The sequence below is a fragment of the Sphingobacterium sp. BS-2 genome (genome assembly GCF_046161205.1).
GTDB classification, from domain to species: domain Bacteria; phylum Bacteroidota; class Bacteroidia; order Sphingobacteriales; family Sphingobacteriaceae; genus Sphingobacterium; species Sphingobacterium mizutaii.
In genome coordinates, this window is record NZ_JBIXGO010000016.1 from 350,336 (window position 1) to 367,871 (window position 17,536).

At 42.3% G+C, this 17,536-nt stretch carries 14 protein-coding genes; 10 read left to right on the forward strand and 4 right to left on the reverse strand.

Going from position 1 to position 17,536, the window contains the following annotated elements; genetic code table 11:
• Positions 1 to 265: 265 nt before the first annotated feature.
• Positions 266 to 1,030: a DeoR/GlpR family DNA-binding transcription regulator gene (locus ACK2WI_RS08420; RefSeq protein WP_175486313.1), complete on the reverse strand. Its 765-nt coding sequence runs from the start codon at positions 1,028 to 1,030 to the stop codon at positions 266 to 268.
• A gap of 153 nt (positions 1,031 to 1,183) precedes the next feature.
• Here ACK2WI_RS08420 and ACK2WI_RS08425 point away from each other — a divergent pair, with 153 nt between their 5' ends.
• The 10 genes from ACK2WI_RS08425 to ACK2WI_RS08470 all read left to right on the forward strand — a co-directional run bounded on the left by ACK2WI_RS08425 (position 1,184) and on the right by ACK2WI_RS08470 (position 14,490).
• Entirely contained in the window at positions 1,184 to 2,452 is a 1,269-nt protein-coding gene (locus ACK2WI_RS08425) for an MFS transporter (protein ID WP_093098934.1), read from the forward strand.
• Positions 2,453 to 2,480: 28 nt separating this feature from the next.
• A complete protein-coding gene (locus ACK2WI_RS08430; protein WP_313368588.1) occupies positions 2,481 to 3,875 on the forward strand; it encodes an FAD-dependent oxidoreductase in 1,395 nt (464 codons plus the stop codon).
• A 10-nt stretch (positions 3,876 to 3,885) separates the two neighbouring features.
• Positions 3,886 to 4,812 (forward strand): endonuclease/exonuclease/phosphatase family protein, encoded by a 927-nt coding sequence (locus ACK2WI_RS08435; protein ID WP_409150362.1) that lies wholly within the window; start codon positions 3,886 to 3,888, stop codon positions 4,810 to 4,812.
• 140 nt (positions 4,813 to 4,952) lie between these two features.
• The gene (locus ACK2WI_RS08440) at positions 4,953 to 6,203 is read left to right on the forward strand and encodes an MFS transporter (protein ID WP_409150364.1); all 1,251 of its coding nucleotides are present in this window, start codon (positions 4,953 to 4,955) and stop codon (positions 6,201 to 6,203) included.
• 36 nt (positions 6,204 to 6,239) lie between these two features.
• On the forward strand, positions 6,240 to 7,250 hold the full coding sequence (locus ACK2WI_RS08445; RefSeq protein ID WP_409150365.1) for an NAD(P)-dependent oxidoreductase: 1,011 nt from the start codon (positions 6,240 to 6,242) through the stop codon (positions 7,248 to 7,250).
• A 2-nt stretch (positions 7,251 to 7,252) separates the two neighbouring features.
• Positions 7,253 to 8,701, forward strand: a complete 1,449-nt coding sequence (locus tag ACK2WI_RS08450) for an FGGY-family carbohydrate kinase (protein ID WP_409150367.1) — start codon at positions 7,253 to 7,255, stop codon at positions 8,699 to 8,701.
• Entirely contained in the window at positions 8,702 to 10,135 is a 1,434-nt protein-coding gene (locus ACK2WI_RS08455; protein ID WP_409150369.1) for an FGGY-family carbohydrate kinase, read from the forward strand.
• Entirely contained in the window at positions 10,136 to 10,732 is a 597-nt protein-coding gene (locus ACK2WI_RS08460) for a histidine phosphatase family protein (RefSeq protein WP_409150371.1), read from the forward strand.
• A gap of 24 nt (positions 10,733 to 10,756) precedes the next feature.
• Positions 10,757 to 11,632: a glycerophosphodiester phosphodiesterase family protein gene (locus ACK2WI_RS08465; RefSeq protein ID WP_409150372.1), complete on the forward strand. Its 876-nt coding sequence runs from the start codon at positions 10,757 to 10,759 to the stop codon at positions 11,630 to 11,632.
• A 188-nt stretch (positions 11,633 to 11,820) separates the two neighbouring features.
• Positions 11,821 to 14,490: a DUF3857 domain-containing protein gene (locus ACK2WI_RS08470; RefSeq protein ID WP_409150374.1), complete on the forward strand. Its 2,670-nt coding sequence runs from the start codon at positions 11,821 to 11,823 to the stop codon at positions 14,488 to 14,490.
• 335 nt (positions 14,491 to 14,825) lie between these two features.
• On the opposite strand, the gene rimK is transcribed toward ACK2WI_RS08470, so the two are convergent.
• The 3 genes from rimK to ACK2WI_RS08485 are packed head-to-tail and all read right to left on the reverse strand — an operon-like array spanning position 14,826 to position 17,419.
• Positions 14,826 to 15,761 carry a 30S ribosomal protein S6--L-glutamate ligase gene (gene rimK, locus ACK2WI_RS08475; protein ID WP_093098949.1) on the reverse strand — a complete coding sequence of 312 codons (936 nt, stop codon included), beginning with the start codon at positions 15,759 to 15,761 and terminating at the stop codon, positions 14,826 to 14,828.
• 39 nt (positions 15,762 to 15,800) lie between these two features.
• Positions 15,801 to 16,232 carry a RimK/LysX family protein gene (locus ACK2WI_RS08480; RefSeq protein WP_093098950.1) on the reverse strand — a complete coding sequence of 144 codons (432 nt, stop codon included), beginning with the start codon at positions 16,230 to 16,232 and terminating at the stop codon, positions 15,801 to 15,803.
• Positions 16,233 to 16,240: 8 nt separating this feature from the next.
• Positions 16,241 to 17,419: an AIR synthase related protein gene (locus ACK2WI_RS08485; protein ID WP_409150376.1), complete on the reverse strand. Its 1,179-nt coding sequence runs from the start codon at positions 17,417 to 17,419 to the stop codon at positions 16,241 to 16,243.
• Between the last annotated feature and the right edge of the window lie 117 nt (positions 17,420 to 17,536).

Sequence of the window (17,536 nt, forward strand, 5' to 3'; positions counted from 1 at the left end):
TTCTTTTTAAAGATGTCTTAGAGTAGTGTTTTAATGTCCTTACAATATGTTTAAAATTGTTTCGAAATTAGATTAATAATGTTAAATCATTATTAAGTCTATGTTTTCGTTGTGTTAAAACAAGGCATAAATGCCGATATCATATTAGATTTTATTCAAAAATAACAATAGGTTACTAGCTAATAAAGCGTTTCGAAAATAAAAAAAAGATTTTTAAACCAAAAATTTAAAAATCTTTTTTCTGAAAATGTGATGTGAAGGTAGTTTAGGCGAGGATGATTTTAATGCCTAGATCTTCTATTGACTTGACGATGTTTGGGGACACCTTGTTGTCGGTAATGATGTAGTCTACGTCGATCAATTCGCAGATTTTGCCGAGGCCTCTTTTTCCAAATTTGCTGCTATCTGCCAGGATAGCGATCTTTTGGGAGGTTTCGATCATTTTTTGGTTCAATGTTGCTTCAGGTAGGTTGCTGATGGAGATTCCGAATTCCAGGTCGATGCCGTCGGCGCCGAGGAACAGGATCCCGCAGCTGATTTCATCCAGGATGCGGATCGCGTATTGTCCCGCTACCGAAGAGGAGTTGGTCCGGATCAGTCCCCCAAGCTGTAAAACCTCGATATTAGGCTTCCCGCTGAGTTCTAGGCCAACTTTTAACGCTGGGGTGATGACGGTCAGCATGTGCGTGGATTCGATGTTTTTGGCCAAAGTGAACACCGTTGTTCCTGATCCGATCATGATGGAGTCATTGTCCTTGATCAGTTTTATTGCAGCCTGTGCTATACGTTGTTTCTCCTCGCTGTTGATGGATTCTTTAACCATGATCGGGCGGTCGATAGCGTAAGGATTGCTGTTGGAAGCGCCTCCTTTAATCCTGAATAACAGGTTTTTGTCTTCTAGCACTTTAAGGTCCTTTCGGATCGTTACGCTGGAAACCTTCATGGTTTCGCAGAGCCAGTCTATCGTAATTTTCCCTTTTTCCTTTAAGCTTTTTAGAATGAATTCGTGTCTGTCTGTGATATTCATCATAATTCATTAAAATAAGTTAATATAATAGCAAATATAGTCAGCATTTCTGTACTTGCCTATTGTTTTTTTTTATTTAAAAATGTTTTTTTTATATTCATTTATTTCTACATTTGAAATCGTAACTGGTATAATTTTAATAACCGAATCTACTTTATGTCAAAATTTACGTTGCCGATTCCAGCCACTAAAAGGAGATGGTATATCATAATTGTCATTTTTTTAGCCATTGTGTTCAACTATTACGATAGGCAGATCGTTTCGATCTTGAAGCCGATGCTGAAGGATGAGTTTGATTTGGGTGATGATGGTTATGCCTTGGTGATCAATGTGTTCACGGTATTCTATGCTCTGATGTATCCGGTATCTGGTTGGCTGGTGGATAAGTTTGGCGAAAGGAAAGTGATGTTGGTGGGTATATTAGGTTGGTCAGTTGCTTGTTTAGGCGGTGGTTTTTCAAGGACGTTTGGGTCGTTTCTGTTCTTCCGCGGGATGTTGGGAGCCGCAGAACCGACAAACTTTCCTGCGCAGCTGAAGGTGATTACGGTTTGGTTTTCCGGGAAATTGCGTGCGACGGCAAACAGTCTATGTGTGGCTGGTAGTTCGATCGGTGCCATCATTGCGCCGCCATTGGTCGCGTGGTTAGCGATGCGCTATAATTTCCATACGGTATTTATCGTGGCCGGGGTTGTCGGATTGATCATTGCCCTGCTTTGGTTTTTGATCTACACCGAACCACCTGCGGAAATACGTAAGGAGGCAATTGGCGAGAGTGAATCCCAAGCCTCCGGGTACGGATTTACGTGGGGACAGCTATGGAAAACGAAAACCTTGTGGGGTATTCTGTTGATTCGTTTTGTGAGTGATCCGGTTTGGTATTTCTGTCTTTTCTGGTTGCCAGGTTATTTGCAGGAAGAAAGCGGCTTGACCTTGGCGCAGATCGGAATGTTTGGGTGGATTCCATTTTTAGTCGCCGATTTGGGGGCAATAGGTACCTCAGCATGGTCTGATAAAATGGTTCGTAAGGGCAAAGAGCCTTTGTTGGCCAGAAAGATTATGCTGAGCAGCATTGCAGTCTTGGCACCATTATGTTGTTTGACTGCCTATGTGTCTAATCCTTATTTGACCATTCTGATCTTTTCGTTGGTCGCTGTGGCTTGTTTGAGCTGGTTGTTTACCATTTCAGTCGTGATTGCAGAGGCTTTCCCGGTGAAGAATGTGGCTTCTGTTTTAGGGATTGCCGGTGGTTTTGGTGCATTGGGAGCAGTTTTGTTCAACTATTTTGTTGGGCAGATGATGGGTTCCTTAGGGGCTGGTACCATTTTTATTGCCATGGCCTTTATGCATCCTATTGCGGTTCTGATCCTGTGGACGATGGTGAAAAAAGAAAAGCCTAAAGAGGCAGTTTTAGTAGAGAAAAATTAATATAAAAATATTACAAAGTATTATTGTTATGGCAGAAGTTAAGACTATTTTGGAGCCTGCAAGAGAGACTCCTGTTCGTCTGGAAGTAGATGTTTTGGTTGTTGGAGGCGGTCCTGCAGGGATTATTGCTGCACAAGCAGCAGCTTCAGACGGGTTAAAGGTTGCTTTGATCGACAACCGTAGCTTTGTTGGCGGGAATATGACCATCGGCTTGCCGATTTTAGGTTTCTTAGGTCAGAAGGGCAATCAGATTATCAAAGGGCTTCCTCAGAAATTTATCGACCGTCTGAAAGAAGTGGATGCTGCATCAGAGCATCGTCCATGTCCTTTGCATATGAGCTTGACCTTGGTGGAACCAGAAGCAGTAAAGAATGTAGGGTTGAAGGTTTTGGAAGAGGCTGGCGTTAAAGTGTTGCTTTATGTTTTCTCTGCTGGTGTAGTGATGGAAGGCGATGAACTGAAAGGGGTAATCATTGAGAGTAAATCGGGAAGGGAAGTGATATTGGCAAAAACCGTGGTCGACTGTACCGGAGATGCCGATGTTGCCTACAAGGCTGGTGTGGAATGTGAGCAAGGTAATGATGATGGTGGTGCACAACCTCCGACCTTGATGTTCTGTATGGCGGGTGTGGATACCGACAAGTTGCGTATGTCCATTGCTGAAGAGCCTAGGACCTACTTGACAGACTTCATTCCAGCAGAATACTTTGGACAGAATCACCAGTTCATCGTAGTGGGATTGAGAAGCGTAATGGAAAAGGCTCGTCAGGCAGGTTATCATCTGCCGGTGGAGCGTACGATCTTGATTACCGGTCTTCGTGAAGGCGAGGTGTGGGTCAATATGTCCAGGGTCAATGGGGTAGACGGTACGAATCCGGAAAGTTTGACTTTTGGTGAAATAGAAGGTCGCAAGCAGGTTGAGGAAATCCAACGTTATTTAGTGGAGTTTGTGCCGGGTTTTGAAGAGGCACATTTTACCAAGATGGCTCCGTTTCTAGGTATCCGTGAAACGCGTCGTATCGTGGGTGATTATGTGATGACTGCGGATGATATCCTGACTTGCCGTCGTTTTGATGATGCCGTGGCAGTAGCGAGTTATCCATTGGATATTCACCATCCTGAAGGTGGTGGTTGTACCTTGACTTGGTGTGGAGATAGTTATGATATTCCATACCGCTCATTGGTACCTAAGAAAGTAAAGAATTTATTGGTAGCTGGTCGTTCGATCTCAACTACTCATGAGGCTATGTCGGCAATCCGTGTGATGGCGCCTTGTATGGCGATGGGCGAAGCGGCAGGACGCGCGGCAAAATTAGCTGTCCGCCATGGTGTAAGTCCAGCAGATGTCAATGTGGAAGAGTTGAGGGCAGAATTGATCAATTCAGGGGCGTATTTAGGCGAAGACCTAACAGCGACTGTTTAAAAATAATACTATGAAGCGTTCCGAAACCTCCAATCGCAGGGAGTTTTTTAAGAAAGTTGGCTTGTTGACAGCGATGCCCTTGTTGGTTAAGCTGGATTTGCAAGCCGAACAATTGCCTGCAAAAGGCAATCAAATCAAAGTGTTGACCTGCAATATTCGGGTTGATCTAGAAGAAGATGCCGCAAAGGGATTAGGTTGGAAAGATCGCAGGGAAGCATGTTTGGCGGTAATTAAAAAACAGAAAGCTGACTTGATCGGTTTTCAGGAAGTTTTGAAGGGTCAGTTTTTAGATCTCAAGGAAAACTTGAAGGATTACTTTGCTTTTGGATTTGATGGCCCAGAGATGGACGCGTTTAAGGAAGGTTATCATGGCATTGCCAAGAATCCGATATTATTTTCAAAAAAGAGATTTGAGTTGTTGGCAGCCAGTGCATATTGGCTGTCTGAAACTCCTCTGAAAGCTGGAAGTCTTTCTTGGGGATCAGCAAGAGCCAGGAACGCGGTGTTTGTAAGGTTATTGGATAAGAAAACTAATAAGGAAATCCGTTTGACTAATCTGCACTTAGACCACGTCAGTAATGAAGCAAAGGAAGGTCAGATTAAAGTAGTGTTGGAGGAAGCGGCGCAATATCAATCGGATTTTCCACAAATCTTGACCGGTGACTTTAATGTCGGCATGGATTCCAAGGTTTATCAGGATGTAATCGCTGCGGGTTGGAAAGACTCTTATGTACAAGTCAAAGGAAATGAAACTCTTGAAGGTACGACTCACGGTTTTAAAGGAAATGATCCGAATAGAAAGAAATCCAAGAAGATTGATTTTATCTTCCTGAACGGACCTTTGAAGGCGATCGATACGAGTATCATCAAGGATAGCTTCAATGGGGTATTGCCAAGCGATCATTATTTTGTGAGTGCGGTTTTGGAGTATCAATAAGGAAAAGATTCTAAAAAAATTAATAAAGAACAGGTTATGGTACTGTTCTTTTTTTAGACTTAATGGGTTTAATTATGTTAAATTTTGTTTATTTTTATTTTACTTAAACACTAATTCAATTTAAACCTTAACTAAATTTAATGGCACAGCAAAGTACAATGGATAAACTAGGTATACCTAGTAATTTAAAATGGGGTTACCTCGGGATCCTTATTTTCATGATGGGTGATGGGGTAGAGCAAGGCTGGCTAAGTCCTTACCTTGTCAGTCATGGCATGAGTATGGAGCAGTCTGCAGCGCTTTTCACTGTTTATGGTATTACCATTGCGATCTCTTCCTGGTTTTCTGGAGTATTGGCGGAGAGTTATGGGCCGCGTAAGTCAATGTTTATGGGCTTGCTGTTGTATCTGATCGGAACGGTAGGTTTTGTGTCTATGGGTATGGCCAAATTGGATTACAATGCCATGTTGCTGTTCTATGCCATTCGTGGCTTTGGCTACCCTTTGTTTGCTTATTCCTTTATGGTTTGGATCAATTACCGGAGTCCGAAACAGATGTTAGGCAGAGCGGTTGGCTGGTTCTGGTTTGTGTTCACAGGTGGACTTAATGTATTGGGCGCTTATTACTCTAGCTGGGCTTTGGATAGAATGGGCTATGAAAATACGCTTTGGTCTTCTATTCTTTGGGTGTTAATAGGCGCATTCTTCGCTCTTGTCCTGAATAGTGACAAGTTTGAAACGAAAGCTTCAAAAGGTTCAAAAGCCCAGGAATTGATGAATGGATTGACCATTGTCAATAAAGAGCCAAAGGTATTGATCGGCGGAATTGTACGGGTTATCAATACCACTGCACAGTTTGCATTTCCAGTGTTCTTGCCGATGTATATGGCTGAGCATGGATTCAATACCAAAGAATGGTTGCAGATCTGGGGTACTATTTTCACGAGTAACATCGCATTTAACTTAATATTTGGATTTGTTGGAGATCGATTAGGCTGGCAGCGCACCATCATGTGGTTTGGTGGCGTTGGTTGCGCGATCACAACGGTCCTTTTCTATTATTCGCCCGTATGGTTCGGAGGAGCGTATTGGGCGGTAATGGCGGCAGGAATAGCTTGGGGAGGACTATTGGCCGGCTATGTTCCTTTATCTGCATTGGTTCCATCATTGGTGAAGGAGGATAAAGGAGCAGCAATGGCTATTCTGAACCTTGGTGCAGGTCTGCCGGTATTTGTGGGACCCGCGATCGTTGGATTGTTGATCGGTACCATTGGAAGTGAGGGGGTGATATGGGTATTGGCTGCATTGTATCTGATCAGCGCAGTATTGACAAAGTTTATCACGATTCCAGAAAATATCAAAGAATCGGAGAAAGAATTGAATACAGTATAATTAAAGAATTTAGATTAAAAATTGAATAAACAACCTATGAAAGTATTGCTAACTGCGCCTTATGAGAATGAAAAAGCTTTGAATGAATTGAAAGGTCTTTTTGATGAAGTCGTTTATCGTTCATGGAAACCTCATGGACGTGCATATAACCCTACAGAATTAAGTGCCTTATTGAAGGAAACAGGAGCTGATGCCTTGATATCGGAACATGATGAAATCGCCGAAGAGGTATTGCGCGAGAACCCGACCCTGAAATTTGTAGGCATCTGCCGTGGTACTCCATCGAATATTGATTTGAAGGTTGCTACTGAATTAGGGATTCCCGTGTTCAATACGCCAGCAAGGAATGCCCAAGCAGTTGCAGAAATGTTTATTGCCAACGTGATCACTTTGATGCGGAATACCGTTCCGGCTATTGATTGGTTGGAAGGTAAGAACTGGGGTGAAGGCGCGCATACTTCCTACCTGCAGTTCAAGGGAAATGAGCTTGCCGGCAAAAAGGTTGGTATGGTAGGTTTTGGTGCCGTAGGACAGCATATTGCAAGGATGTTGGTTAGCTTTCCTTGTGAGATCTATTATTTCGATCCTTACTTTACAGATCCGAATGCCGATTTCAAAAAGGTTGAATTAGAAGAATTATTCTCAACCTGTGATGTGGTGGGGATCCATTTGCCAGTTACGCCAGAAACAACTGGTATGATTGACAAGAAATATCTTTCATTGTTGAATAAAGATGCGATTTTTGTGAATACAGCGCGTGCGACTGTTGTCAATCGTGAAGACTTATTGGAAGTGATCGAAGGAGGCCAAATCCGCGGTGCCGTTTTAGATGTTTTCTACAATGAGCCACCCGATGAGGTCGATTACAAAATGATCTTGAACAAGAACGTCATAGCAACGCCGCATATCGCTGGTGCTACCCATGAGGTGGAAGACCATCACGCATTTATCATGAACAACAACCTTAGGGAATTTTTCCATAAGGGTAATAAATCTATCAAGCAGCTAGTCAACAAGGCTGTTTTAGAGAACACATCAATTAGCTAAACATGGCCCTAAAAGAAGCTTATTTAATCGTTGACATCGGTACTGGAAATGCACGCGTTGCAATCTGTGGAATCGATGGAGAAATCCTAAGTATCAAAAGAGAAAACGTCCAGTACGAAACGGATACGCAATATGAAGATTCTATCTACTTCAATCCTGAAGAACTCTGGTCGCAGATCCTGAAACTTTCCAAGGAAGCCTTGGCAGAATCTGGAGAGGTGAAGATCAATGCCATCACAGCGACAAGCCAAAGAGAAGGCATTGTCGTGGTAGATCAAGCAGGAAAGTCTTTGCTGGGTATGCCCAACATTGACCACCGAGGGAGAAAATGGGAAGTAGATCTATTGAATAAGGATTTGGTCTATGAGCTTTCTGGCCGTTATCCGACTTCCTTGTTTTCAGCTTTCAAGTTGGTCGGTGTAAGGGAGGTGTATCCAGAGCTATTCGAACAGATTGCCTGCGTGATGAGCATCAGTGACTGGATCCAATTTCAGTTTTCTGGAGTAGCTGGTTACGAACATTCTCAAGCTTCTGAAACCCTGCTATATGATGTGGAGAAGAAAACATGGTCTACCCAGTTATTAGATCAATTTAAACTATCCGCGACCATATTGCCAGGCCTGAAAGATTCAGGGTCGATCTTAGGTAAGATCAAGCCCGACGTGGCTTCCGCCTTTGATATCAATCCAGAAGCCGTGATCGTCGTTGGAGGCGGAGATACCCAATTGGCCATCCGTAGTATGGAACCTTCGGCAAATGACGTTGTCATTGTTTCGGGTACGACTACACCTATTATTAAAATAGTGGATAGCTATGAAAAAGATACTGAACAGAGGACTTGGACAAGCCGACATATTGACGCTGATAATTTCATTTTAGAAGCGAATGCCGGTGTGACCGGATTGAATTATCAACGCTTGAAAGAGATCTTTTATCCGAATGAAGGTTATGATGTCATCGAAAAAGAATTAGAAGATGCAACCTATTCGCAGTGTGTGGCTTCGTTAGGTTCATTGATTGCAGATGAGGAAGAACCCTTGACCAAGGGAGGTTTTATCTTCAATGCGCCGGTATCCCATCAATTAACCCGCGGAAGCTTTGTTTTCGCGATTCTATGGGATATTGCCTGCAGTATCTACGAGAACTATAAGTTCTTGAGTGTGGTCTCTCCACACCAAGAGTCCTACATCTGGGCATGTGGTGGTGGAGTGGAGAGCCGCAAACTGCGTCAGTTTATTGCCAACCTGTTTGGCAAGAGCATCAAGATCAGGGATACCTTCCGTCAGGCGTCTGTGCTTGGTGGCGTCTTCCTTTGCAATGATGCCTTGGGCGTAAAGAATGTTAGTCCTGAGCTATTGGAAGAGATCCATCCACAGGACCATGAAGAGTTTGAAAAACTATATCAAGAGTGGAAAAACGCTCGTAAAACTTTTAAAGAGGTAGTTTCATAAATGAGTAAATATTTTTTTGGATTAGATGTCGGAACCCAAGGGGCAAGAGTGGTCTTGGTGGATGATAAAGGAGAATTGATAGCATCTGATTCCCGAAAATTCCAATTGGATGATACCTTCCGTGAAGAGCAATCTCCACAGCTATGGTGGGATGATTGTCAGGAAATGCTATCCAAACTAATCAAGAACCTTCCAGACAGCTTGAATAAGGAGGATATCCTTGCTATCTCCGTTACATCGACCTCCGGTACGGTCATTCCTTTGGATATAAATAACCAACCCTTGCATTCTGCCATCATGTACAGCGATCCCAGATCAGCTGAGCAAGGAAAGCGGATCAAAGCGATAGCTGAAAACCATGTGCCTCATGGTTACACGGGATTCAATGCCTCCAGTGGAATCAGCAAAATGCTATGGTATATAGAATCCTATCCCGAAAAGGTCCAGGATATAGCACTCTGGATCCATGCCTCAGATTATCTCGTTGGAAGGTTGTCCGGAAATTATCAGGTAACCGACTATACCAATGTGTTAAAATCGGCTTATGATCTGGAGAAACTGGAATGGCCAGCTTATGTAACAGAAGAGATCGGAATAAAAAAGGAATGGTTGCAAGAGGTGGTGCCTTCTGGAACTGTGGTAGGAACATTATTACCATCTCTTGCCGAAGAATGGGGAATTCCAGCAATCCAAGTTGTGGTGGGCATGACCGATGGCTGTGCTACGCAAATGGCTTCAGGAGCTGTCAAACCGGGTACTTGGAACACCACGATAGGAACGACCTTAGTGATCAAAGGCGTTACGAAAAACAATGTGGTTGATCCATTAGGAAGATTATACAGCCATAGACATCCTGAAGGCTATTGGATGCCCGGAGGAGCCAGCAATACCGGTGCAGATTGGATTTCATTGCAGTTTGCAGAAGGATTGGATGTGTTGAACCAGGCAGCTGAGCATTTGATTCCGACCCAAGAGTTGGCATGGCCTCTGCTCCAAGAAGGCGAACGCTATCCCATTATGGCTCCCCACGCAAAAGGATTTGCTCCTGAAAACATAAGCCGTGAAAAGCTATTTACAGCAAATCTAGAAGGTGTTGCTTTTATAGAAAAGCTAGCTTATGATATTATCGAGGAGCTATCCGGAGAACAGGTCGATGCGGTTTATTCCGCAGGCGGAGGCAGTAACAGTGATGTATGGCTAAAGATCAGGGCTAGTGTATTAAATGCTCCGATATATAAATGTAAAGAGGCTAGTGGTGCTTTCGGTGCAGCGATCATGGCCGCATCCAATACCTACTACCATTCCTTGATTGAAGCTTCTGAACAGATGACATCAATTGAGAAAGTGGTTCAGCCTGATCCGCAATTGCATGCTTCTTACCAATCGCAGTACCAGGACTTTAAAAATAAATTGAAAGATTTAAACTATATATAGATGATTACAATCTGTCTATTGAGACACGGAGAAACTGCCTATAATGCAGATGGAAATAAATATTGCGGAAGAACTGATATTCCTTTAACAGAAAAAGGGCTTACTCAAGCCAAGCGAATGAATGAACTGCTTAAAGATTACCATTTTGACCAGATATTCTGTTCGCCCTTGCAGCGTGCGAAAAACACTGCTGAGATTGCTTCCGGAAGACCTGAAGCTGTCCAAGTCGATGAACGATTGATTGAAGTTGATTTTGGACAATGGGAAGGCAAGCGATCCGAAGATTTCATTGCTGAAGATCCAAACTCATGGTATAATTGGTTATCAGATCCGGCAAGCTTTGAAGCGGGCAGGACAGGAGAAAATGCTGCCCAAGTTATTAGCCGTCTGGAAAGTTTCTACGCTGAATTGATGGATAAATATGATGGACAAACCATTTTGGTGGTTGGACATAATGGAGTCAATAGACTTTTTATGGCGCAGCAATTGGGCATGCCATTAAAGAACTACAGAAAGATCGTCCAAGAGAACTCTGCCTTGACTTTGATAACTTTGGATAAACACAAAGGTTTCAATTTGTTAAAATTGAATGCTTAATTTTAATGCTTCAACAAAAACACTATGAAGAAATCCTATTTAGCACTATTAACTTTGATCGCTTTTATGCAGGCAAGCCCTGTATTCTCCCAAAAATTACATAAACTCAATTTTAAGACTGTCGAGGAGATGTATGATTACTTTAAGTATCAACCCGGTAAAAAGATCATTTCCGGACACCGTGGTACTATAGAGAATCAGATGCCAGAAAACTCCATTCCTGCCATGGAAGCAGTTTTAAAGCATACTCCAGCGATCTTTGAAGTCGATCCTCGTCTTAGCAAGGATGGCGTGCCGGTCATGGTGCATGATGCGACTTTGGACCGTACGACCACCGGCAAGGGGAAAGTGGCTGATTTCACTTGGAAAGAGCTTCAGGGGTTAAAATTAAAAGACCATCAAGGCAACCCGACCAAGTACAAGATCAATACCTTGGAGGAGATGATCAAATGGGCTAAGGGCAAGACCATCCTGAATCTGGACAAAAAGGATCTCCCTATGGAAATGACGGCAGAAATCATCCGTAAGCACAATGCCTACGCTTGGGTCTGGGTCACGGTCCATAATGTGGAGCAGGCCAAGTTCTATTTGGATCAGAACCCTAAGCAATATTTATCCATGCACATCAAAACTGAAAAGGATTTAGAGGCTTTTAAGGCTTCAGGCCTACCTTATGACCGTATGATTGTTTATATCGGTCCTGAAATCAAGCCTTCGAATCAAGCCATGTACAATTTCTTTAAGGAAAAAGGCGTGTTATGTATGATTTCTACGGCTCCAACTTACGATAAGTTACTAACTGTGCAAGAACGTGCCGAAAAGTATAGAGCGGTTTTTGCAGATGGAGCGACGGTACTGGAGTCGGATTTACCGATTGAGGTCGGCAATGCAATAAAATAATCTAAGGTTAATTTAAGTTTATAGATGAAGGAAACCAGCAATGGTTTCCTTTTTTATTTTATATATAATTATAGAGCTTATTGATAATTGTTGTCATTTAAGTAGTTGTTTTTCAGTCGTTAATAATTTTTCTTTACCGGATGAAGCGGCTTGAATAATCAGTATCTTCGTTTACTGATTATTAACACATGAGAAAACCACTTTTATTAACCGTTCTCCTACTACTGGTGTGCAGCACCGTATTATGGGCACAATCCTCAGTTAAATTAAGTAAAGCGGATCTGCCTTCTTGGTTGAAACCATATACAATGAAGCCCCAATCCATTAACTTGGATGATATCAGTATGGGCTATTATTTTGAATTGATCGAAAGCCAATATAATCTCCAGAACCAGACCCATTTCAATAGAACCATCAAAGTCGTTAGTGAATCTGCCGGAGCGGAAAATGCCGGCCAGATCAGCGTCAACTTTGATCCTAACTACCAAAAACTACTCATCCATGAACTCAATATTATTCGAGCGGGGCAGGTTATCAATCGACTTGATCTCTCCAAATTCAAGACCGTAGCTGTTGAAACTGAATTTTCCAGGTTGATTTACAATGGTGAATACTCGGCGATCGCCGTATTAGATGATGTGAGGAAAGACGATAAGATTGTGTTTTCTTATTCCTTAGTCGGTTTTAATCCTGTATTTGAAGGAAAATTCGCGAATACTTATTATTTAGAAGGTTCCGAACCAAATGGGTTGTTACACCTGGTTTATATCGTTCCTGAGGGTCGTATATTGAACATCCGCAAACAAAAAGGTGCAGCAGTTGAGAAAAAACAAGTCAAGGGTAATTTGACCTATTATTATTGGGAACAGCCTATGAATGCGAATGAAGGAACGGGATTGTATACACCGGGCTGGTTTGATCCCACCCCTCGTGTTGAGGTTTCTGAATTCTCTACATGGAGGCAAGTTGCAGACTGGGCGAAAAGGATTAATCCGATCCCTAATATTAAAGCCGGTTCAGCCTTGGATAAAGAAGTACAAAAACTATGGCAGGAAGCTGGAGGAGATAGTCTGAAATATTTTGAGAAAAGTCTGAACTTCGTTCAGAACTCCATCCGTTATATGGGAATTGAATTGGGCGAACATTCCCACCGCGCTCATCTTCCTGAAGTGGTCTATAACCAACGATATGGCGATTGTAAGGATAAATCGCTGTTATTGGCATCCATGCTCAAGAGCAAGGGTATAGGGTCTTCCTTGATCTTAGCTAATACTTATCAGGACAAGGAATTGGATAAAGTACAGCCAAGCCCATTTGCCTTTAACCACATGGTATTGGCAGCAGTGCTAGATGGTAATATGATTGCCGTTGATCCAACGATCAGTGATCAAGGAGGATACATCCTGAATCGATATTTTCCATATTACGGTAAAGTCCTATTCCTTGAAAATGGAACAAGACTTTCCGAAGTAAGAAAACCGATACCTAACAATGCCTATTTTGTGGAAATTGTTGATGTCATTCAGATCTTGGATGATGGCAAAGCCAATCTTAAGGTCAAAACCACCTATTATGATCATGAGGCAGAGCGTATGCGCACATTACTGAAAAGCTCCGCAAAGAACCAATTGCAACGAGAATATGAGGATTATTTCCAAAAAATTTATAGAAAGGCTAAAAATATCAGTCCATTGGACATAAATGATGATCTAGCCAACAATATCTTGACTATTAAAGAAGAATACCTCTTGGAAGATTATTTTCTGCAAGAGGATTCACAAAATGCAGCGCCGGTATATTCAAAATACATTTATGATCGTTTGCCTCACGTAGAAGATGGCACATTGGAGCCAATTGCCTTGAACTTTCCCTTGAATGTGAATCATGAAATCAAGATTGTCAACAAGAATAATAAACCCTTAGGCTTTTTCCAACCTGAGGAAAAGGTGTTTGATCGGCAAGCTTATTGGTATTCAAGATCCCAGTCTTCCGATAAGGATACCCTCAAGGTTTCAATTACCTTCCGCAGTAACGATTCCTTTGTACCCATGGACGAGGTTCAGCAATACGTGGATGATTTCAAGGTCATGAATGATGGATTGAGTTATTCCTATTTTGTGGATAATGATGGTCAGCTTTTGATTGGTTCAACTGGTCCCATTCAATTTGCCAAAATAAATTTTGTGGCACTTTTGATGTTTATTGTCATTCTTGCTGGTACAATTTACTTTTTGTTGAAGAAATTGGTGAAAACAAAACCAACTGGATTAATCAATCTATATCATGAGTATGAACATAGAGAAATTGGCGGTTGGTTAATCATTTTGGCAATTAAGCTCGTTGTTGCGAACTTTGTCTTGTTAGGGTTGTTCTTTGTCAATTTTTCTCCAATCAGTAATGCGCTATGGGCTATGCTTGAAAATGCAGGGAATGCCTATGCTTATTTACTGCTCTATTTAATGTTTTACCTGGCTTTTTATGCAGTTTATTTAGCTTCTAATATCTATTCCTGTGTATTGTTTTTTCAACGAAGGGATATCTTTCCGCAGACCTATTTTATCGTGAATATTGGAGGTTTGGTCATCATGATCTTATCAAATTTCTCATTTTCCCTTATTTATCCAGATGGCTTGGTCTGGGGTTTTATGAGTCCAGGAGACCTCTGGACAATTCTCATTGTTATGGCTTGGTCTATTTATCTGGTGGTTTCAAAAAGAGTCAAACGAACCTTTACGGTACCTTATCAAAAAGATAGATATTACTACTTAGGTGAAAATGAAATATCCGATTCGGTTCCATCATCTGAATCAGAAAACCCATCCTCGGAAAACTATGGACCCCATCCTTTGAATAATTAGAATAGAGAAGCTTAATAAGCGTTATAGGGTTTTGTAATTTTTGGTTTATGATGCGGGCGTATGCGATACGCCCCTACAAAAGGTGGCTACCTTTATCGGGTTTTAAAGAAACGATATATTGGGAATATGTTGCGGACGTATGCGCTAATTCCCCAAGAAGGATAATGCATTTATTGTACAATACTCCCTTGATCTTGGTCTATCCTCTTATCCCATTAATCCTGGTTCATGCCTCGATCTTGGCCCATCCTCCAATCCCTTTAATCCTGGTTCAAAGTATCAGATGGACAGGTCTCACATCTCACATTTCAAATCTCAAATCTCAATTCTTTCCCCTACAGATTACTTTCCTTCTTGATTTTCCTTCTGGTCGTAATCGGCTTAGCCAATTGTTTAGCTTCGTATTGTCTTTCCAGGTATTTAATGATTTCTCCGGCGATGTCCTTTCCGGTTGCTTGTTCGATTCCTTCGAGGCCAGGAGAGGAGTTTACCTCCAAGATCAATGGTCCACGAGCGGAAGGGAGCATATCCACACCAGCGACGGTCAATCCCATGGCACGGGCAGCCGCAATCGCGGTTTCTCTTTCCGTACGGGTTAATTTAACCACCTCTGCTGTTCCACCACGATGTAAATTCGAACGGAATTCACCTTCTTTTGCGGTTCTTTTCATGGCGCCTACGACTTTACCGTCTACCACGAAAGCACGGATGTCAGTACCTTTGGCTTCTTTGATGTATTCTTGGATCAAGATATTGTTTCCAAGGCCATAGAAAGCCTCAATGACCGATGAAGCAGCTTTCTTTGTCTCAGCTAATACAACACCGATTCCTTGCGTACCTTCCAATAATTTGATGACTAGAGGTGCACCCCCGACCATTGAGATCAGGTCGTCTACATTCGATGCTGTCCTGGCAAAGCCAGTGATAGGCAATCCAAGACCGGCACCTGAAAGGATCTGCATGCATCTCAGTTTATCCCTAGAGCGAGTGATCGCTTGGGAAGGATTCGCTGAGATAACACCCATGACCTCAAATTGGCGAACGATAGCTGATCCATAGAAGGTTACAGAAGAACCAATTCTAGGGATGATCGCGTCAACCTCGGCAATATCTTGACCTTTATAATGGATAGATGGTTTTGCTTGTTGTATGCCCACATAGCATTTGCTATGGTCGATCACTTCGCATTCGTGACCTCTATTTATGGCGGATTCTACCAGTCTACGGGTAGAATATAATGACCTATTCGTCGATAATACGGCTATTTTCACAATACTTTATTTGTTAAACAGATAACGATGTTATGAGTTTTATATGATGTTTGTTGCTATGTTTTTTTTAGAGACATCGACCAAGAATTTCCCCGTAATAAAATTACGTCCCAATAGCATGGGGTAGGACATGGCTGATCGATTTCGAAAGGACAATTTGATATCATATAGCTCGTTAAACATACGAATCTTGGTCAAAAAGATATAGCGTATCTCCGATTGTCCAAAAGAACTTTTTACTGTTCTTTCCCGGTGTACGGGGAAAGTCAGTTTCAGGGTCTTTTCACTGTCTTCGTTTGGCCTGATATAAGCGGTAATGTACAGGTGGCCAGCTTTTTTTACCACCTCCATTTCTTCGCAATGTAGAACAGAGGTCTCAGCGCCCGTATCCGTCTTCGCGTGGATATTGTATAGACCTAATTCCGGTAGGTCAATGGTTTCTGTTCTGCCAATGGTCTTTTTACCTCTCACTGCCTAGTCTATTCGTATACAAATTCTCCAAAAGGTGAACGAATGGTCACTTTTTTCTGCGCTGCAGCTTCCACACGACCGATGATCTGAGCGGGGATACCAAATGATTCCGAAATCTGGATGATATCAGCAGCGATTTCCTCAGGAACATAGAGTTCCATACGGTGACCCATATTGAAAACTTTATACATTTCTTGCCAATCCGTGTTTGATTCTTTCTGAATCAATTCAAACAGCGGTGGAATAGGGAAGAGGTTATCCTTGATGACATGCACATCGTCTACAAAATGTAGCACCTTGGTCTGTGCACCACCTGAACAGTGTACCATGCCATCAATCTGGCTGCGGTATTTGTCCAAGATTTGTTTGATCACAGGCGCATAGGTACGCGTAGGCGACAACACTAATTTTCCTGCAGTCACTTCCTCTCCGGTTTCCGTTTTGATGCGGTCTGTCAATGCCTTTCCTCCTGCAAATACCAAGTCATAAGGAACAGCAGGGTCAAAGCTTTCCGGATATTTCTTTGCAATGTACTTGCTGAAAACATCATGACGGGCTGATGTCAGACCGTTAGATCCCATACCGCCATTATATTCCTTTTCGTATGTTGCTTTGCCATAAGATGCAAGACCGACAATTACGTTGCCGCCTTTGATCTTGTGGTTCGAAATTACATCTTCACGCTTCATGCGGCAAGTAACTGTGCTATCTACGATGATAGTTCTCACTAAATCGCCAACATCAGCAGTTTCTCCACCTGTAGAATAGATCCCAATGCCTAATTCTCTTAATTCAGCTAGGATTTCTTCAGTACCATTAATGATTTCGGCAATCACTTCACCCGGAATTAGGTTCTTGTTTCTACCGATGGTCGATGAAAGAATTATATTGTCAATAGCCCCAACGCATAATAGGTCGTCCAAGTTCATGATAATGGCATCTTGCGCAATGCCACGCCATACGGATGCATCTCCGGTTTCTTTCCAATAAACATAGGCCAAAGAAGATTTTGTTCCGGCACCATCTGCGTGCATAATGTTGCAATATTGCTCATCAGCAGCTAGAATATCGGGTACAATCTTACAGAAAGCTTTAGGGAATAAACCCTTGTCAATGTTTTTGATCGCGTTGTGTACATCCTCTTTCCCTGCGGATACACCTCGTTGGTTATATTTTAAATCTGACATCTTGTTGCAAAAATAAACAAACCTCCCGATTATAGCGAAAAATTTTCGTTTAGGGAGGTTTGCAAGTGGGCAGCATTCTTTTTCTGTCCAATTTTATTGAGCGACTAGGTCATCTTA

Bases quoted from the DNA above. Each gene is read 5' to 3' on its own strand.
- ACK2WI_RS08420 (WP_175486313.1), bottom strand. From the start codon at position 1,030: ATGATGAATATCACAGACAGACACGAATTCATTCTAAAAAGCTTAAAG.
- ACK2WI_RS08425 (WP_093098934.1), top strand. From the start codon at position 1,184: ATGTCAAAATTTACGTTGCCGATTCCAGCCACTAAAAGGAGATGGTAT.
- ACK2WI_RS08430 (WP_313368588.1), top strand. From the start codon at position 2,481: ATGGCAGAAGTTAAGACTATTTTGGAGCCTGCAAGAGAGACTCCTGTT.
- ACK2WI_RS08435 (WP_409150362.1), top strand. From the start codon at position 3,886: ATGAAGCGTTCCGAAACCTCCAATCGCAGGGAGTTTTTTAAGAAAGTT.
- ACK2WI_RS08440 (WP_409150364.1), top strand. From the start codon at position 4,953: ATGGCACAGCAAAGTACAATGGATAAACTAGGTATACCTAGTAATTTA.
- ACK2WI_RS08445 (WP_409150365.1), top strand. From the start codon at position 6,240: ATGAAAGTATTGCTAACTGCGCCTTATGAGAATGAAAAAGCTTTGAAT.
- ACK2WI_RS08450 (WP_409150367.1), top strand. From the start codon at position 7,253: ATGGCCCTAAAAGAAGCTTATTTAATCGTTGACATCGGTACTGGAAAT.
- ACK2WI_RS08455 (WP_409150369.1), top strand. From the start codon at position 8,702: ATGAGTAAATATTTTTTTGGATTAGATGTCGGAACCCAAGGGGCAAGA.
- ACK2WI_RS08460 (WP_409150371.1), top strand. From the start codon at position 10,136: ATGATTACAATCTGTCTATTGAGACACGGAGAAACTGCCTATAATGCA.
- ACK2WI_RS08465 (WP_409150372.1), top strand. From the start codon at position 10,757: ATGAAGAAATCCTATTTAGCACTATTAACTTTGATCGCTTTTATGCAG.
- ACK2WI_RS08470 (WP_409150374.1), top strand. From the start codon at position 11,821: ATGAGAAAACCACTTTTATTAACCGTTCTCCTACTACTGGTGTGCAGC.
- ACK2WI_RS08485 (WP_409150376.1), bottom strand. From the start codon at position 17,419: ATGTCAGATTTAAAATATAACCAACGAGGTGTATCCGCAGGGAAAGAG.